This is a genomic window from Streptococcus ictaluri 707-05, from assembly GCF_000188015.2.
GTDB classification, from domain to species: Bacteria; Bacillota; Bacilli; order Lactobacillales; family Streptococcaceae; genus Streptococcus; species Streptococcus ictaluri.
In genome coordinates this window covers 121,611-139,750 of record NZ_AEUX02000006.1, presented here as the reverse complement: position 1 = coordinate 139,750, position 18,140 = coordinate 121,611, and the positions used below count along the sequence as shown (strand labels likewise).

Genomic DNA, 18,140 nt, shown 5'->3' with positions numbered 1-18,140 from the left:
TAGTGTAGAACACTTTATAAATTCTGTCTAGTTTAGTGTAACCTATTCAACTTTTGTCTCTTTGAGCAAACGTTCTTTAGAAGCTATTTCCTTTTGAGCTTGATCTAATCTTTCCTTACTTAACTCAGGTGTTACCTGTGTCAATGGATTCACTTGCCTGCCATAGCTCGCTAAATTTGCTTTAGCTTGGTCTAATTGTTTTTGTCCGTCATCGATTGTTTTTGTTAGTTGCTTTTGTCTTTCTTGGTACTGTTTTGTAGCCTCTTGGCTCAAAAATTTCTCCAAAGGACTCTGTAATTGCTTTAATTTACTACTATAAGCTACTGAAAAAGCATTGTAAGCTCTTAAAACAGGATAACGTAGTCGTAATAGATTACAACCTTTTAGTTGAAAAGCATCTTCACTGAGATAGGCGTAAGTGTAAAGACTGCTATCACCTGATGTGGCATTCCCTAGATTTGTTTTGGACCAGATTTCTGGGGAATTAGCAAATCCTACTATTTTAAAATCCTTAGCTTTAAGAAGTCCCTCCTCCTTTGTCGTTATGGTCAAGGTCTCTCCTATTTGGTAATGCCTTATCATTTGATGTGATAAGAGGATTTCCTTCTCCTGTTTAGGAAAGCGTCCTTTGACCAATTCTGCTTTAGATAATTGCTTGGGCAAAGAAAAGAGTCTAATGGCTTTGTGATTAGAGACCATCCTAGCATCAGTCATCTTGGCATAATCAGCTACAGCATCCCCTGTAACTCTCTTTAAATCCTGTTGAACCGATTGACTAAATGGCTCAGAAGCAATAATTGCCATATCCATAACAACGTGTTGTTCAAGATAGCTATGCCCCGTCTTTTCCATATCTGGACCAGTTACTTTCAAACCAACTAAGGCGAAAGAGCCCAATGCCATTAGAAGAAATAAGGAAAGAAAGCGCCCTTTACTTTTGGTAATCGATCGAGAAATATCTTTCCATAGGGTTTTTGTTTTCATTCTTATCCCCCTCCTTTTTAATACTCAATAAGATCGATGCTAGAGGGTTTGTCATTAAGCTTAACTTTCGTTACCCGAGCATCATGCATATAGATAACCCGATCTGCAATCGGAGCTAAAGCTGTATTATGAGTGACAATAACAACGGTTGTTCCTTTTTCTTGTGCCATCATCTGAAGTAATTTTAAGATTTGTTTCCCTGTCTGATAATCTAAAGCACCTGTTGGCTCATCACAAAGTAATAATTTAGGATTCTTAGCCAAGGCTCTAGCAATGGAAACCCGTTGTTGTTCACCTCCTGATAATTGAGCAGGAAAATGGTTTGAACGATGTGACAAGCCGACTTCCTCTAAAATCCTCAGAGGGTCTAGCCCATCTTCAACCAACTCAACAGCCAATTCTACATTTTCTTTTGCCGTTAAGTTAGGAACTAAGTTATAAAATTGAAAGACAAAACCAACCTCTTTACGGCGATAAGTCATCAACTCCGTAGAATTATAGGAAGAAATATCTTGACCATCAATGATTACTTGGCCATGATCATTGCTATCCATTCCTCCTAAAATATTTAAAACAGTAGATTTCCCAGCCCCAGAAGCTCCTAAAATAATGACCAATTCACCTTTTTCAATGGTAAAAGACACCTCTTTATTAGCTTCAATAAGATTTTCGCCAACGTGATAACTTTTTGAAGAAGATTTCATCTCTATAAATACCATTACTGTACTCCTTTATATCAACAGACTGTTGATTCTCTTATAAACTTATTATATAATGTCCATGTCCTATTCACATGGACAGATAAATGAGAAGTGTCTATTTAAGGAGGAAGCGCTCTTATGCCAGTTAGACAAACCGAAACCAAAAACTACCTCAAGGAAGCTCTATGTCTTTTGATTGCAGAAAAAAATTTTGAAAGTATTAGTGTTTCTGACCTCACTCAAAAAGCTGGAATTAATCGAAGCACTTCTTATCTCCACTATAAAGACAAGACTGATATGATAACACAATTTAAGAATGACTTATTTGATGGTCTCTATGATATTTTGAATGACAAAAAAATCTATACAGATACTGAACATGTGCTTAAACAAACCCTTACTTATATCACAGACAATCAAGAATTTGTAACTGCTCTAGTTAACTCCCAACAACTCAATTTTTCCCAATTGCTAAAAGATTTTATCTTCCAAGTCTTGACAAGCATCAGCCATTTTCAAGACATTATACTTGCGCATTATGATATCCCTTACCCTTATGCTCTTGAAGTTTATTTAGCAAGTATCGAAGCTATTATTACTTATTGGATTAGTCATGGATGCCAAGAAAACAATAAGGAAATCGCAGCTATCATATTAGCCGTTATTGGACAAGCAAAACCCATAAAAGACACCCCAAAGTCAGATAGAGGTATCTAGCTTCATGGGGTGTCTTTTTGAAAGTCAATATCCTATGCCATTTCTTTTTCAAGAGCTCTTAGAGCAGCTTCATAATCAGGTGCTTCATTAATGTTGTCTAGGTATTGGATGTAAACGACCTTGTTGTTTTCATCTAAAATAAGGACAGCACGTGCTAAAAAATGCCATTCCTCAATTAATAAACCAAAGCTTTTGCCGAAGCTATAATCGTAATAATCTGAAAGCATTATAGCCTTATCAAGCCCTTGAACCCCACACCAACGAGCTTGAGCAAAAGGTAGATCAACAGAGACTGTCAAAATATGACAATCATCCTTATCCGCTATAGCTTGATTGAAGGTTCTGGTTTGAGTGGAACAAATTCCAGTATCTATAGACGGTACGACACTAATTATTTTCTTACCTTTAAAGTCATGTAAAGATTTTTGGCTTAAATCACTAGCCATCAATGTAAAATCTGGCACAGTATCGCCTACTTCAAACCGACTACCAACAAGGGTGACTTCTTGGCCTTTAAATGTTGTCATTTGGTTACCTCCATCTCATTAGGCTGCTTAGTTAGTTATTATTTGACATAATAGCTTTTCTTCTATCATAACGTAAGTTAAGAAACTTTACGAAGTATTTGTTTATAAACTAGTTGACTCTTTGCTAAAAACCAAAAAAACTAGACTATTCAAAGAAAATTTCAGGACGGTAAAGAAAAAACTAGGAAAACCTAGTTTTAAAGTCCTTTTCTGAGATTGAAAAAAGTCTTCATTCTAGAAATAACAGATTCATCACCGACAAAATAAATATGATCACCTTTTTCAATCACAGAATATGGGCCAGGTGAAATGGTGAATTTGCCATCATGTTCAATGGCCACAATAGTCGCTCCAGTCTGATGCCAGATATTTAAAACACCAATTGATTTTCCAAAGTGTTCTGAATCATGACTGCAGATAATCTCATAGGGCGCTAAAGGATACTGCTTACTAATCGATTGACTTTGCATGAGGTAATCATTGACAAGCACAGACAAACTTTCCATAGCAGTCTGTTGCTCACGAATATTATCTCTAATTTTCTCTTTAATCACTGCAATAGAATGCGTTGATTCGTATTGATTGATAAAATCAATCGCTTTTTCTTTTGATAAAACAATAGCACCACTACCATGTTTTAAAGTCAAAATTTTCAAATCTGCAAGAATATTCAGTCCTTTTCGAGCTGTTTCTGGGGAAACATTAAAAGTAGAAGCAATTGTAGTTCTAGATTTTAATTTTTCTCCAACTTCATACTCTCCACTTGCAATTCTTTGAGCTACAGAAATAGCTATTTTTTGATATTTGGAATTAGTTATCTCCCTCTTATTACTGGTCATTTACAACACTCCTTACTTGTGACAATCATAACATTCCTATTAAATCACATTTTTAAAGAGATTACAATAGGATGAGTAACTTCTTTGATAGCTGACAAAAAGAGCCGGTAAGATTGTCACCAGCCCATATGTCTCATCAATAGTCTCTACTATGATTATTTATTTTGCTGCTCCTGGATTGTCTAAAGAATCTGTATTAGTTTCTTTTAGTTTCTCGGTTTGCTCTGCAACGAATTTAGAAGTTGATGATGCAGCACTAGTCACACGATCTTGAACGGTTACACTAGCAGCTTCATGCTCTTCTTTTGTACGAATGTCCACTACATTAACATTGACTTCAACCACTTTCAAGTGAGTCATGCTGTCAACATTTTGAGAAACAATGGCTTTAATTGATTCTGCAATAGCTGGAATATCTTTCCCATATTCAACGATTACTTTCAAATCAACAGCAACTTCTTTTGTACCAACTTCAACAGCAACACCATCTGTTACAGATTCTGTATTGACCAAGTTATTTTTGATATTAGAGAAGAAACCACCAGTTACTGCTAATAAACCACCGACATTTTCCAAAGCATGTCCAACAATTTTTTCAATGACTTTATCGTCATAAGTGAGTGTACTTTTAATGTGATTTGATTCCATCATGTCACCTTTACTTATCGTCTTTATCTAGACCTTTAGCAAGTCCTTTTAATGAGTCTTTGGCATCTTCAGCGACTTCTTTAACTTTTCCCTTGGCTTGATCAACTTTACCTTCTGTCTCTAAAGACTTATCTCCAGTAACTTTGCCCAAACCTTCTTTTAGTTTTCCGCCTGCTTGATCCAATTTTGCATTTACTTTTTCATCTGACATAATAGATCCTCCTCTAGCTTAAAAGTACTGTCTATATAACGCGTGGTTCTGCTTGTTGATCTTGCATTTTCTCAACGCCAGATTTCATATTGCCAACTTGTTGGCTCGTAAATTCCGAAGTTGATTTTGCTACTTCTGAAACCTTGTCTTGTAAACTTACTTTTTCAGCTTCAAATTGTTCTTTTGTTTTAATATCAACAACTTTAACGTTCACTTCAATAACATCCAAATCAGTCATCTTTTTAACTTCTTCTTCAACAATTGATTTAATGGCATCATAAATAGTTGGAACATGTTTTTGATATTCAGCAACAATATCTAAATCAACAGCCACTTGTTTTTTACCAACTTCTACGTTAACACCGTCACGAACAGACTCAGTATTAACCAGTTTGTCTTTCAAGTTGGCAAAGAAACCACCGCTTACACCTAATAAGCCATCAACATTTTCAAGAGCTAGTCCAACAATTTTTTCGATAACTTTATCTTCATAGGTCAATTCACCACGAATTACAGGGGCAAAATCTTGATTTGTGTTTTTAATATATGTTTCAGTCATGATAAGTCTCCTTTATTTACGTTTGATAAATTGGTCAATAATACCTGTTTTTTTGGCATATAAGCCAGCATACATACCCAGAATAATGAAAAGAATTGCTAGTAGGGTTTTGAAAAAACCAAACGTCATTAATAAGACCGCAATGATTAAACCTACCACACCACCTATAATGGGATATTTAAATCTTTCATAAAATTCCATATTAAACTCCTATTCTACACGTTTCCTAGCAGCTACTTTACGATCGGAATCTGAAACCTCTTTGACACAAACCTTAAAATTAACAGGTCTTTCAAGTCCAAAGAATTCTTTTAATCCAGTCTCGATACCTTCTTTAATCCCATTTAATTGTTCAACAACTCCTACACGAGAAGCAAGCTCTCCAGTAACATCCACCTTGAACTTACGCTTATACAATTTAGCTGAAACATTGGGATCTGCCATCAATCCTGTTGCTTTTATAGCAGTCGCAACGTAAGCTTCAATTGCTGATTTTTTCAATAAAAGAGTTCCTTTATTTTTCTTCAACTGAATTTCTGTATAAGTACGTGGATAGAAAATAATAAAGAGTAAAACAACTAAAGTGATGATAAATAAGGCAAATGCTGCCCAGAAATAATAATAGTATAAAGCAGGGTCTAGGAAATTGGGAAGTCTATTGGTGTCCCAATGTAGCCAATAAAGGCTAGCTGGTAAACTGATATAATCTGCAGTAACGCCTATTACCCATCCGAGGATGGATAATAGGACCAGGCCACCGAGACTATAAATAATCTTTAAAAATTTTGACATATGGACCTCTTTCCTACTTGACTATCTCTAAAAGCTATTGCTAACTTAGATTTAGTTTGTCTTGCTTAGTACAAAAGAAGTAATGATAACAACGACAACAGCACCAATAATAGAAGGAATTAATGCCATACCTGCTAATGAAGGTCCCCAGCTACCTAATAGAGCTTGACCAACATATGATCCAACTAGACCTGCTACAATGTTAGCAATCCAACCCATTGAACCACCACGTTTTGTAAGAGCTCCAGCAATTGCACCGATAATTGCACCAACGATTAATGTCCAAATAAGTCCCATGATATTCTCCTTTTAGATACGTCTATCGTATCTTTTGTCCATGAGAAATGACGTCTATCATTTCTCGCCTAAAAGTTAATGAATACTCACTTTAAAAAGTGACTATATAAATTAAACCTAAAATTGTTAGTTGTGTTTTAATTAACAAACTTTATCAGTGACTACACTTATAAAAGCTATTAATATAAACCATTTAACAAAGTGACCACTCGTTATTTAATTTATATTGTTATTATACACCTATTATTTTTTTTGCAAGTCATTTGACCTTATATTTTTAATTTTTTGAAAACGCAAGTTGTCAAGTCAAGTGCAACCAGTTCATAGATAACTAGAGTTCCAGATGTTAAGCTGTTCGGGATAGCTCAAACAGGAATTTTGAGGATTGATATTGAAGAAGTCGTCTTGGGCGCTCATTGATGGCAGTAATATAATTGTCAAGTTCTTCAGAGGTTAGTGGATTAAGTGAGACTCCTTTAGGGACATATTCTCTGAGGAGGCCATTGAAGTTCTCGTTTGTTCCTCTCTCATGTGAAGAATAGGGATGTGCAAAGTAAACTTCAACAGCTTCTAAGTTTGAGAGTAAACTAAACTCAGAACCATTATCCGCTGTGATGGATGCAATAGGATACTGACTGATGAGATGCGTGACAGCACGGTTAATGGTTTGGGACTGCTTGTCTTCTAGCTTAACTCCTAGTGCATAGCGTGTCTGGCGCTCTACCAAAGTCAACATAACAGCTTCACCTTTGGTTTTCTTGCCGAGAACCAAATCAATCTCCCAATGCCCAAATTCAGAACGATCATTAATATATTCTGGACGTTCTTCGATAGATTTACCTAAAGTCTTCTTATTCGTCTTCATGACTTTCTTAGAACGTTTTCTGATACTAACCATCTTAGGCAAATCGATTGGTTTAATAGCTAATACCCCCTCTTTGATATAACGATAAATCGTTTTGGTAGAGGGGACGACTTCTTCAGGATGGTTCACTTTGTAAGTCTGAACAAAACTATCCACACTATGGAGACGAATATTAGCCGTCAAGGCAGATTCTAATTGTTCAATGAACCTAGCGGAGCAGTCATTCAACTTGAGATAAGAACTCTTTTGACGATTGGTTTCATAGACACGTTGCCCACTATCAGCGAAATAGGCGTTGAAGAAGGTTTGTTTTCCATTCTTATCCTTTACCTGTTCTACTGAACCACGTTTTATTTCTCGGCAGATTGTAGAACGGTGACGACCCAAGAGTCGAGCAATCTCAGCGGGTTTCTTTCCCATTTTAAGATAAGCAGCAATTTCACCCCGTTCTGTGGCTGAAAGATGAGAATAGGATGATTTTCTGGTAGAATTAATGTTGGACATGTTCATCTGCTTTCCATACTGAATTGGGGAATTCTAGTATATCAGACGAACATGTCTTTTTTGTTGCACTTCATTTTACAACGCGGGATTTTTTTGAAAAAAAATACCTAGTTTAATCACTTAAAAAGTAAGTAAACTAGGTAAAGGCTTTATTTTTTCGTTATTGGTGCAAGGCTTGCCAAAAGTTTTTTAAGTCCAACTTCTGGAAATTTTATTTTAAGTTCCATGGTTTTTCCAGATCCGCTAACCTCAAGCACAGTTCCTTCTCCCCATTTTTTATGGACCGCAATATCTCCAATTTCCCAACTCGTGGTCACTTGACCTTGTGACTGACTTCCAAAAGGAATGGCACCTTTGCTTTGAGGAGCTAATGGAGTTTCATTTTGAACTTGAGATTTTCTAGACTGGATTGCTTCTGATAGACTCATCCCTTGACCAAATTGTGTCTTTGTTTCTGTTGAAAAACGAACGCCGAATGAAGAATGAGCTGGTCTTGCAAGACCCTGATAGGATAACAAAGAATCCGAAATCTCTTTTAAGAAGCGAGTTGGTCGATTATAGCTACTCTTACCAAAAAGGGTACGGGTATTGGCATTGGTTAAAAAGAGTATCTCCTCGGCTCTTGTAATGCCCACATAAGCTAATCGTCTTTCTTCTTCTAACTCATCTGGATCTTCAGAGGCTCTAGATAAAGGAAAGACCCCTTCTTCCATTCCAATTAAGAAAACCACAGGGAATTCCAGACCTTTAGCCGCATGCAACGTCATCAAAGTCACTTCTGAAGCTTCTGAACTACTATCATCTGTATCCGCAATAAGTGCTAAGTCATTTAAGAATCTCCCTAATCGATCAAGTCCGCTTTCAGAACTCGCTTGATTTTCAGAATTATCATCAAAATTCTTAGTAACAGTTAGAAATTCTTCAATATTTTCAATTCGTGCTTGACTTTCTAGGGTGTTTTGAATTTTCAGACTGTCTAAATAGCCCGATTCTTCTAGTAATTTCTCTGCTAAGCTGGTAATAGATAACTGGTCTAGCTCTTGTCTTAAGCGAGTTAGAAGACTGGATAAATCAGAAATGGCTTGGGCAGCTTTTCCTTTTAGTGGAGATAAGAAAAGATTGGAGGCTGCTTCAAGTAATGACATGTCTTGCTCATAGGCAAACTGACGTAGTTTATCCAAAGTTCCTGGTCCAACACCTCTTTTAGGTTCATTGACAATTCGCTCAAAAGATAGATTATCTGAAGGATTGGCAATAATGGTTAAGTAGGCAATTAAATCCCGAATTTCTTTTCGGCTGTAGAATTTAGTTCCACCAACCATAGTATAAGGGATATTAGATTTTAAGAAGGCTTCTTCAATAGTACGTGATTGAGCATTAGTACGGTATAAAACCGCAAAATCTTTAAAACTCTTAGATTCCTTTTGATTAAGCTGGCTGATAGTTGACGCTGCAAAGACAGCTTCATCACGTTCATCATTAGCACGGTAATAAACCAATGGCTCACCGTCAGCATTTTGGGTCCATAATTTTTTAGGACGTCGCTTTTGATTGTGATTGATAACATCATTTGCGGCTTGGAGAATTTTTTTAGTGGAACGATAGTTCTCTTCCAATAAAACCACTCTTGCTTCTGGGTAATCTTTTTCAAAATCTAAAATATTTTGCATGTCTGCCCCACGCCAGCCATAGATGGATTGGTCCGCATCGCCTACCACGCAAATATTCTTAAAACGCGATGCTAGCAATTTCACCAACTGATATTGGGCATGATTGGTATCTTGATACTCATCCACGTGAATATATTGATACTTTTGCTGATAATAAGCTAATACTTGAGGATTTTGATCAAATAAGCGAAGTGTCATCATAATTAAGTCATCAAAATCAAGAGCTTCACTTCGTCGTAATTCTTCTTGATAGGCCTTATAGCATCTCGCTACGATTTGACTATAAATATCTCCAGCTTGAGCTTCATAAGTCTTTTCATCTAATAAATCGTTTTTGGCATTTGAAATCGTACCTAAAATAGATCGTTCGTTCCATTTTTTAGAGTCCAAATTAAGATTTTTCAGAATCCGATTCATTAGAGTACGTTGCTCTCCTGGATCGACAATGGTGAAATTGCGATTATAGCCAATATGATCTGCTTCACGCCTTAAAATCCTAACACACATCGAGTGAAAGGTCGCAATCAAGGTATCCTTAGTCTGAGGATTTAAACTCAGTGCACGTTCTCTCATTTCACGCGCCGCTTTATTGGTAAAGGTAATCGCTAAAATATTCCAGGGATTAACCAGTTTTTCATCAATTAAATAAGCTATCCGGTGAGTTAAAACTCTGGTTTTTCCTGAACCAGCTCCTGCCATAATTAATAAAGGCCCTTCTGTTGTTCGAACAGCTGCGGCCTGTTTGTCATTCATTCCATTTAATAAAGGATTCATGATTACTCCTTCTTTTTCTCTATAACTCTCTTTATATCAACCTAAAAATTATATCATGTTTTGAAGAAAAAGGAAAAAGGAAGAAAATAAAAGCCAAACGTATAAGAAATCGTTTTTCCCGCGTTGTAAAATGAAGTGCAACAAAAAAGACATGTTCGTCTGATATACTAGAATTCCCCAATTCAGTATGGAAAGCAGATGAACATGTCCAACATTAATTCTACCAGAAAATCATCCTATTCTCATCTTTCAGCCACAGAACGGGGTGAAATTGCTGCTTATCTTAAAATGGGAAAGAAACCCGCTGAGATTGCTCGACTCTTGGGTCGTCACCGTTCTACAATCTGCCGAGAAATAAAACGTGGTTCAGTAGAACAGGTAAAGGATAAGAATGGAAAACAAACCTTCTTCAACGCCTATTTCGCTGATAGTGGGCAACGTGTCTATGAAACCAATCGTCAAAAGAGTTCTTATCTCAAGTTGAATGACTGCTCCGCTAGGTTCATTGAACAATTAGAATCTGCCTTGACGGCTAACATTCGTCTCCATAGTGTGGATAGTTTTGTTCAGACTTACAAAGTGAACCATCCTGAAGAAGTCGTCCCCTCTACCAAAACGATTTATCGTTATATCAAAGAGGGGGTATTAGCTATTAAACCAATCGATTTGCCTAAGATGGTTAGTATCAGAAAACGTTCTAAGAAAGTCATGAAGACGAATAAGAAGACTTTAGGTAAATCTATCGAAGAACGTCCAGAATATATTAATGATCGTTCTGAATTTGGGCATTGGGAGATTGATTTGGTTCTCGGCAAGAAACCAAAGGTGAAGCTGTTATGTTGACTTTGGTAGAGCGCCAGACACGCTATGCACTAGGAGTTAAGCTAGAAGACAAGCAGTCCCAAACCATTAACCGTGCTGTCACGCATCTCATCAGTCAGTATCCTATTGCATCCATCACAGCGGATAATGGTTCTGAGTTTAGTTTACTCTCAAACTTAGAAGCTGTTGAAGTTTACTTTGCACATCCCTATTCTTCACATGAGAGAGGAAAAAACGAGAACTTCAATGGCCTCCTCAGAGAATATGTCCCTAAAGGAGTCTCACTTAATCCACTAACCTCTGAAGAACTTGACAATTATATTACTGCCATCAATGAGCGCCCAAGACGACTTCTTCAATATCAATCCTCAAAATTCCTGTTTGAGCTATCCCGAACAGCTTAACATCTGGAACTCTAGTTATCTATGAACTGGTTGCACTTGACTTGACAACTTGCGAGAAAGCGTTTTTCCATACTTTTTTAAAAAAGGGTTTGACATCATTCGCTTTTTGAGGTATGATAGTTCTAATTTAATAAACCGAATGATGTCATGCAGGAGAAGAATTTATTTTCGCCGAAGGAGTTATACTCTCAGGTGTTCAATTGTTGAACGGGACTGTTTGATGGACGGACTTCTGGAGAGACCTTATTAGGCGCCGAAGGGGCAAGGCAAAACTGCTCAATCTCTCAGGCAAAAGGACAGAAGATTAAAATAAGTCATTAAGAAAAACTTTTCTTAAGTTTTTTGCGTTGGCTATTTTATTCTTTATTTCAGAAGTTATCTCAAAGAGATAGCTTTTTCTTTTTGACAATATTTGGTTAGTGTTTTTAAGGAGATAAAGATGATTGCTTTTGTAAAATTAATAGATGATTTGGTTTGGGGACCTCCACTTCTTACACTCTTAGTAGGAACAGGTATATATCTTTCAATACGTCTTGGTTTCCTTCAAATCCTTAAACTGCCTCGTGCCTTTCGACTTATTTTTACGGATGATGAGGGGCATGGCGATATCTCTTCTTTTGCGGCTTTAGCCACTGCTTTAGCAGCAACTGTTGGGACAGGTAATATCGTAGGGGTTGCCACTGCTATCAAGTCAGGTGGACCAGGAGCGCTATTTTGGATGTGGGTCGCTGCCTTCTTTGGTATGGCAACCAAATATGCTGAAGGATTATTAGCGATTAAATATCGCACCAAAGATGCTAATGGACAAATTTCTGGCGGTCCTATGTATTACATTGTTCACGGTATGGGGGATAAATGGAAGCCATTAGCTATTTTATTTGCTGCCTCAGGGATTCTAGTGGCACTGTTTGGGATTGGAACTTTTGCGCAAGTTAATTCTATTACCTCTTCACTTCATCACAGTTTTGGTGTCTCGTCACAATGGATTAGTATTCTTCTAGCTCTTCTAGTAGCCATCATTATCTTTGGAGGAATCCAATCAATTTCAAAAGTAGCTGAAAAAGTGGTGCCATTTATGGCTATTTTCTACATATTATGTACCTTAACCGTTATTCTTATTAATTATACTAATTTGATTCCAGTTATCTCACTTGTCTTCAAGTCAGCTTTTGCACCAACAGCTGCTGCAGGAGGTTTTGCTGGTAGCTTGGTTAAAGACGCTATTCAAAAAGGGATTGCTCGTGGAGTCTTCTCTAATGAATCTGGACTTGGGTCAGCACCAATTGCTGCTGCAGCGGCCAAGACCAATGAACCAGTTGAACAGGGCCTTATTTCCATGACAGGAACTTTCATTGATACTTTGATTATCTGTACTTTAACAGGATTATCCATCTTGGTGACTGGGCAATGGACAAGTTCTCTAGAAGGTGCTCCACTAACTCAGTCAGCCTTCAGTTCAGTATTTGGTCATTTTGGTAATTATGGTCTTACCTTCTCACTAGTTTTATTTGCTTTCACAACTATTCTAGGTTGGAGTTATTATGGTGAGCGCTGCTTTGAATTTCTTTTTGGAACAAGTCATATTACTTATTTCAGAATATTCTTTGTAATAATGGTTGCCTTAGGAGGTTTCCTTAAATTAGAATTAATCTGGATTCTAGCTGACATCGTAAACGGCTTAATGGCACTTCCAAATCTCATTGCTCTGTTAGCTTTATCACCTATCATTATATATGAAACAAAAGATTATTTTGCAAAAAACAAAACGAAATAACTAATCTTTCCTCTACCTAAGCTTTGTCAAAATGACGGCTTAGGTTTTTTAGTATAGCTGTCTTTTTATGATATAATAAAAGAATTGAAAACAAAGGAGTCGTTATGACTAAAGATCCTATTCAAAATTTAAAATTAGCTAAAAGAGGACCTATTCTAAGTATTTTTGCTTATCTGCTTCTAAGCATCGCAAAACTTCTGGCAGGCTACTTTTTAAACGCAAACTCTTTAATTGCAGATGGTTTTAATAACCTCTCTGATATCGTCGGGAATGTAGCTCTATTAATCGGTTTGCATCTAGCCAGTCAACCAGCTGATGCTAATCACCGTTTTGGACACTGGAAGATTGAAGACTTATCTAGTCTCATCGCTTCTTTTATCATGTTTATCGTTGGTTTCCAAGTTCTTATTCAAACTGTTCAAAACATCATTTCTAATCAGCAAACACCTATCGATCCCATTGGAGCATTAGTTGGAATTCTGTCAGCCATGATCATGTTGGGAGTTTATTTTTATAATAAAAGACTCTCTAGAAGGGTCAAATCAAGTGCATTAGTCGCTGCTTCAAAAGATAATTTATCAGATGCTGTCACTTCACTAGGTACTTCTGTTGCCATTGCGGCTGCTTCCTTAAATCTACCTATTATTGATAGAATTGCTGCTATTATTATCACTTTTTTCATCTTAAAAACGGCATTTGACATTTTTATGGAAAGTTCCTTTAGTTTATCAGATGGTTTTGATAACCGTCACCTAAAACAATATGAAAAAGCCATTTTGGAAATTCCAAAAATTGTAGCTGTTAATTCTCAAAGAGGTAGAACTTATGGCAGTAACGTTTATCTAGATATTGTTCTGGAAATGCATCCTGACTTGTCTGTTTTAGAAAGCCATGCTATTACAGAAGAGGTGGAACAACTACTCAGTGATAAGTTTTCGGTTTATGATATTGATATCCATGTTGAACCAGCAACTGTGCTAGAAAGCCAAGATAATGATCTCATCATGCAGACCTTTCTCAGAAAAGAAAAAATCATCTTAGCCAAAGTACCCGGTTATCAATCCTATATTGCAAAGGAATTTGAATTAATTGATGATAAGGGACAATTGCTTAAGCAATCAGACTTCTTCGAAAGGGAAACCTACTACCCTTCTAAAATAGAAGACTTTCAAATCAATGCTGTCAGCCAAAGGACAAAACTGATTACTTATCAAGTAAACGGAAAATATCACACTAGCTTGTGGCGACGTCAGGAAGACTGGTACCTATACTTTCATCAAATAACTAGAAAATCTCCCCGCGTTGTAAAATGAAGTGCAACAAAAAAGACATGTTCGTCTGATATACTAGAATTCCCCAATTCAGTATGGAAAGCAGATGAACATGTCCAACATTAATTCTACCAGAAAATCATCCTATTCTCATCTTTCAGCCACAGAACGGGGTGAAATTGCTGCTTATCTTAAAATGGGAAAGAAACCCGCTGAGATTGCTCGACTCTTGGGTCGTCACCGTTCTACAATCTGCCGAGAAATAAAACGTGGTTCAGTAGAACAGGTAAAGGATAAGAATGGAAAACAAACCTTCTTCAACGCCTATTTCGCTGATAGTGGGCAACGTGTCTATGAAACCAATCGTCAAAAGAGTTCTTATCTCAAGTTGAATGACTGCTCCGCTAGGTTCATTGAACAATTAGAATCTGCCTTGACGGCTAACATTCGTCTCCATAGTGTGGATAGTTTTGTTCAGACTTACAAAGTGAACCATCCTGAAGAAGTCGTCCCCTCTACCAAAACGATTTATCGTTATATCAAAGAGGGGGTATTAGCTATTAAACCAATCGATTTGCCTAAGATGGTTAGTATCAGAAAACGTTCTAAGAAAGTCATGAAGACGAATAAGAAGACTTTAGGTAAATCTATCGAAGAACGTCCAGAATATATTAATGATCGTTCTGAATTTGGGCATTGGGAGATTGATTTGGTTCTCGGCAAGAAAACCAAAGGTGAAGCTGTTATGTTGACTTTGGTAGAGCGCCAGACACGCTATGCACTAGGAGTTAAGCTAGAAGACAAGCAGTCCCAAACCATTAACCGAGCTGTCATGCATCTCATCAGTCAGTATCCTATTGCATCCATCACAGCGGATAATGGTTCTGAGTTTAGTTTACTCTCAAACTTAGAAGCTGTTGAAGTTATTTTGCACATCCCTATTCTTCACATGAGAGAGGAAAAAACGAGAACTTCAATGGCCTCCTCAGAGAATATGTCCCTAAAGGAGTCTCACTTAATCCACTAACCTCTGAAGAACTTGACAATTATATTACTGCCATCAATGAGCGCCCAAGACGACTTCTTCAATATCAATCCTCAAAATTCCTGTTTGAGCTATCCCGAACAGCTTAACATCTGGAACTCTAGTTATCTATGAACTGGTTGCACTTGACTTGACAACTTGCGAACCAGAAAATCTCACAAAATGAGCTTAAAACCTCATTACCATATCAAACGTCAGATATAATTTGTTAAATCAAAAAACCTTAAAACGACTAAAACAGTTTTAAGGTTTTTAATATCTTCTGATAAGAACAGTATACTTTTACCCATGGTGCTAGTTAATTTCAAAATATCTCAAATTGTAAGCTAGTATGATTTGTTCAATCCTCAATTGCAGCCCTGTCATGCCCCTAGCCAGTGTTCGTTCCATATCAAAAAGGGAACAAAGTTCTGAAAATCTAGTCTCAATGGTTCGTCTCATAGCCATTAGTTTCCAATGATTATGCTGTTTACGCCCCTTCCATATTTTGACGCAAGGGAGTCCAGAGGTGATAGCCATTTTGCTTCAACTCATCTTTCAGCTCACGGTTAAGGTAACCTAAGTCTGCTAAAATGACGGATTGTTCACACCTTTCTAGCAACTCGTAAACTGCCTTAATATCATGAACAGAGGCTGGGCTGACAACATAATTCAGAATGTAGCCTGATAAGGTCACTAGCATGTGAACCTTAAAACCGTAAAACCACATATGTTTAGAGGCGGTGTAACCAATATTAGCTATCCCATTGAAAAGTCTGAACCTGTGGTTACGAATAGATTGACAAAGTGGCAAAGGAAAGCTGTCTATAATAACAATGGTATTGGGAGAAATTTGAGTGTTCATTGCCTGACGAATCACTTGAACCAGCCAAATCAACTGTCTTGCACGCCTATTAAAGCGACTTCTTTCTAGTAATGTACCGCAGGGAAATAGCTGACAAATCCTATAAAAGTGACGTTGTGATTTAATACCTAGTTCAGCTTGTAATAGCAGTAAAACTAGAAGAGATTGGTCTGAAACTTTGGACAGACAGACGTTACGACGGTGTTTGAAGTCTTCCGGACAATAATCCTGATAAAACTGAGAACAAATTTTTGATAATTGACGCATATTCCATTGTAAGTGATGGGATTTAGCTGTATACTGTAAGTGGCTCATTTGGACTAACCTCCTGTTTGTGTAGGCACTTACAGTATAGTCCTTTTGGGCTTTTTATTGTATTTTGAGATTAACTAGCACCACGGGTATACTTTTATTTTTTGATATCTTCCGTAGCCACATCTTCTCCAAACCATTTGTCTGAAATAGCTTGGAATTGCCCGTCATCATATAACTTTTGGAAGGCTCGATTAATCTTTTTAACCAAAGTCTTATCTTCTTTACGAACTCCGACTGCAAAATTTTCAGTTTTGAATTCACTATCGGTGACACGGTAATGATCTAATTCTTTTTCTTGTTTTAAGTAATAATTAGCATAAACTTTATCAATCAAAAGAGCATCAATACGGTTACTTTTAAGATCGATAAAAGCCTGTGTAAAGGTTTCGTATTGTGTAGCATCCTGACCTTTCACTTGGTCTTTAAGAAGACTAGGATTGCGCATAAAAGCGTCATAACCAGATGAACCCGATTGCGCACCAAGAACCTTATTTTTCATATCAGCAAAGGAAGCAATTCCTGAGCTTTTTTTAGTTACTAGCACCTGAGTATTAGTCATGTAAGGTTTTGAAAAAGCAACTTTTTCTTGACGTTCTTTTGTTTGCGAATACCCATTCCAAATGAGATCAATTTTTCCATTTTTTAGTTCTGTTTCTTTAAGATCCCAATTGATAGGTTGTAATTTTACCTTAATATGGTACTGGTCAAAAACTGCCTTAGCCAAATCAATATCAAAGCCCGTATGTTCACCAGATTCATTTTTATATCCCATGGGAACAAAGGTATTATCAAACCCTAAGGTAATGGTTTTTTCTTTTTCATAGGTTTTCCAAGCATCACCACTTTTACTACTTTGTTTATGACCACAAGCAACCATAATGAAAGAAAAACTTAAGAGGAAGATACTACATACTATTTTTTTAGCTGACATCTTTGCCTACTTTCTACTTTGGATTTACTTTAATAATGCGATCAGAAATGGATTCAGCAAACGTTAAATCATGGGTGACCACAATCTGGGTCATTCCAATTTCACGATTTTGTAAAATCAATTTCTCAACTTCTTGTCTTAATTTTGGATCTAAAGCACTTGTTGGTTCATCATATCCGATGATTTGAGGATCAATCATCATGGCTCTTGCTAAGGCTACACGTTGCTTTTGACCACCTGATAAAGAAAAAGGATAAACGTAAGCATGTTCTTTTAACCCCAAGCGCTCCAAGAGATCCATGGCTTTCTTAATAGAAGACTCTTTAGAAGCACCCATTGTTACAAGAGGAGATAAGGTTAAGTTTTCAAGCACTGTCAAATGTGGAAATAACTGAAAATCTTGAAAAACAAAACCTAATAAGTTTCGGTTTTCAAGATGGTCAATAGCAACAGTTTCACCATTATAAATAATTTCACCCGAATCAATAGATTCTAAGCCCGCAAGCATCCTTAAAAGAGTGGTCTTACCGCCCCCAGAAGGCCCTACCAATGATAAAATTTCACCATCTTCAAGTGTCAAATTAAAGTGATCAAAGATTTGTTTTTGACCAAATTGTTTGGAAATATTCTTTAGTTCTAACATATG

General features: G+C 36.9%; 17 protein-coding genes, 3 pseudogenes and 1 riboswitch. Of the genes and pseudogenes, 5 read left to right on the top strand and 15 right to left on the bottom strand.

Features of this window, described 5'->3' with window-relative positions; translation table 11 throughout:
- Positions 1–42 precede the first annotated feature (42 nt).
- Together STRIC_RS05735 and STRIC_RS05730 are read right to left on the bottom strand one after the other, a co-directional pair.
- On the bottom strand, positions 43–984 hold the full coding sequence (locus STRIC_RS05735; protein WP_008089032.1) for an ABC transporter permease family protein: 942 nt from the start codon (positions 982–984) through the stop codon (positions 43–45).
- A gap of 17 nt (positions 985–1,001) precedes the next feature.
- Complete coding sequence (locus tag STRIC_RS05730) at positions 1,002–1,703, bottom strand: ABC transporter ATP-binding protein (protein ID WP_008088879.1); 702 nt, start codon at positions 1,701–1,703, stop codon at positions 1,002–1,004.
- 120 nt (positions 1,704–1,823) lie between these two features.
- Between STRIC_RS05730 and STRIC_RS05725 the strand changes: the two genes are divergently transcribed.
- Positions 1,824–2,402: a TetR/AcrR family transcriptional regulator gene (locus STRIC_RS05725; RefSeq protein ID WP_008089468.1), complete on the top strand. Its 579-nt coding sequence runs from the start codon at positions 1,824–1,826 to the stop codon at positions 2,400–2,402.
- A gap of 32 nt (positions 2,403–2,434) precedes the next feature.
- Here the strand turns inward: STRIC_RS05725 and tpx are convergent, their stop codons facing one another.
- The 10 genes from tpx to pcrA form a co-directional block, all read right to left on the bottom strand.
- Positions 2,435–2,929, bottom strand: a complete 495-nt coding sequence (gene tpx, locus STRIC_RS05720) for a thiol peroxidase (RefSeq protein WP_008089228.1) — start codon at positions 2,927–2,929, stop codon at positions 2,435–2,437.
- Between the two features lie 197 nt (positions 2,930–3,126).
- Positions 3,127–3,768 carry a GntR family transcriptional regulator gene (locus STRIC_RS05715; RefSeq protein WP_008089140.1) on the bottom strand — a complete coding sequence of 214 codons (642 nt, stop codon included), beginning with the start codon at positions 3,766–3,768 and terminating at the stop codon, positions 3,127–3,129.
- Positions 3,769–3,927: 159 nt separating this feature from the next.
- Positions 3,928–4,416 carry an Asp23/Gls24 family envelope stress response protein gene (locus STRIC_RS05710; RefSeq protein ID WP_008089262.1) on the bottom strand — a complete coding sequence of 163 codons (489 nt, stop codon included), beginning with the start codon at positions 4,414–4,416 and terminating at the stop codon, positions 3,928–3,930.
- 10 nt (positions 4,417–4,426) lie between these two features.
- Complete coding sequence (locus STRIC_RS05705) at positions 4,427–4,627, bottom strand: CsbD family protein (RefSeq protein ID WP_008088959.1); 201 nt, start codon at positions 4,625–4,627, stop codon at positions 4,427–4,429.
- A 31-nt stretch (positions 4,628–4,658) separates the two neighbouring features.
- Complete coding sequence (locus tag STRIC_RS05700; protein WP_008089045.1) at positions 4,659–5,186, bottom strand: Asp23/Gls24 family envelope stress response protein; 528 nt, start codon at positions 5,184–5,186, stop codon at positions 4,659–4,661.
- Between the two features lie 12 nt (positions 5,187–5,198).
- Positions 5,199–5,387 carry a DUF2273 domain-containing protein gene (locus STRIC_RS05695; protein WP_008089003.1) on the bottom strand — a complete coding sequence of 63 codons (189 nt, stop codon included), beginning with the start codon at positions 5,385–5,387 and terminating at the stop codon, positions 5,199–5,201.
- Positions 5,388–5,396: 9 nt separating this feature from the next.
- Positions 5,397–5,978 (bottom strand): alkaline shock response membrane anchor protein AmaP, encoded by a 582-nt coding sequence (amaP, locus tag STRIC_RS05690; protein WP_008088709.1) that lies wholly within the window; start codon positions 5,976–5,978, stop codon positions 5,397–5,399.
- 51 nt (positions 5,979–6,029) lie between these two features.
- Positions 6,030–6,275, bottom strand: a complete 246-nt coding sequence (locus STRIC_RS05685) for a GlsB/YeaQ/YmgE family stress response membrane protein (RefSeq protein ID WP_008088834.1) — start codon at positions 6,273–6,275, stop codon at positions 6,030–6,032.
- A gap of 346 nt (positions 6,276–6,621) precedes the next feature.
- Positions 6,622–7,644, bottom strand: a complete 1,023-nt coding sequence (locus tag STRIC_RS05680) for an IS30 family transposase (protein WP_200857377.1) — start codon at positions 7,642–7,644, stop codon at positions 6,622–6,624.
- A gap of 149 nt (positions 7,645–7,793) precedes the next feature.
- Positions 7,794–10,088 carry a DNA helicase PcrA gene (pcrA, locus tag STRIC_RS05675; protein WP_008089311.1) on the bottom strand — a complete coding sequence of 765 codons (2,295 nt, stop codon included), beginning with the start codon at positions 10,086–10,088 and terminating at the stop codon, positions 7,794–7,796.
- Positions 10,089–10,292: 204 nt separating this feature from the next.
- Between pcrA and STRIC_RS05670 the strand changes: the two are divergent.
- From STRIC_RS05670 to STRIC_RS05655, 4 genes and pseudogenes are all read left to right on the top strand, one after another.
- Positions 10,293–11,314: pseudogene (locus STRIC_RS05670) on the top strand (IS30 family transposase).
- A 222-nt stretch (positions 11,315–11,536) separates the two neighbouring features.
- Positions 11,537–11,624, top strand: a riboswitch (glycine riboswitch).
- A gap of 129 nt (positions 11,625–11,753) precedes the next feature.
- Positions 11,754–13,088 carry an alanine/glycine:cation symporter family protein gene (locus tag STRIC_RS05665; RefSeq protein ID WP_008089165.1) on the top strand — a complete coding sequence of 445 codons (1,335 nt, stop codon included), beginning with the start codon at positions 11,754–11,756 and terminating at the stop codon, positions 13,086–13,088.
- Between the two features lie 104 nt (positions 13,089–13,192).
- The gene (locus tag STRIC_RS05660) at positions 13,193–14,401 is read left to right on the top strand and encodes a cation diffusion facilitator family transporter (RefSeq protein WP_008088861.1); all 1,209 of its coding nucleotides are present in this window, start codon (positions 13,193–13,195) and stop codon (positions 14,399–14,401) included.
- A 70-nt stretch (positions 14,402–14,471) separates the two neighbouring features.
- Positions 14,472–15,493 (top strand): annotated as a pseudogene (locus STRIC_RS05655) (IS30 family transposase).
- A gap of 205 nt (positions 15,494–15,698) precedes the next feature.
- Here STRIC_RS05655 and STRIC_RS05650 read toward each other — a convergent pair.
- The 3 genes and pseudogenes from STRIC_RS05650 to STRIC_RS05640 all read right to left on the bottom strand — a co-directional run bounded on the left by STRIC_RS05650 (position 15,699) and on the right by STRIC_RS05640 (position 18,137).
- Positions 15,699–16,563 (bottom strand): annotated as a pseudogene (locus tag STRIC_RS05650) (IS982 family transposase).
- 94 nt (positions 16,564–16,657) lie between these two features.
- A complete protein-coding gene (locus STRIC_RS05645) occupies positions 16,658–17,494 on the bottom strand; it encodes an amino acid ABC transporter substrate-binding protein (protein ID WP_008088943.1) in 837 nt (278 codons plus the stop codon).
- Positions 17,495–17,507: 13 nt separating this feature from the next.
- Positions 17,508–18,137, bottom strand: coding sequence for an amino acid ABC transporter ATP-binding protein (locus tag STRIC_RS05640; protein ID WP_008089502.1), 630 nt, complete (start codon positions 18,135–18,137; stop codon positions 17,508–17,510).
- Positions 18,138–18,140 lie beyond the last annotated feature (3 nt).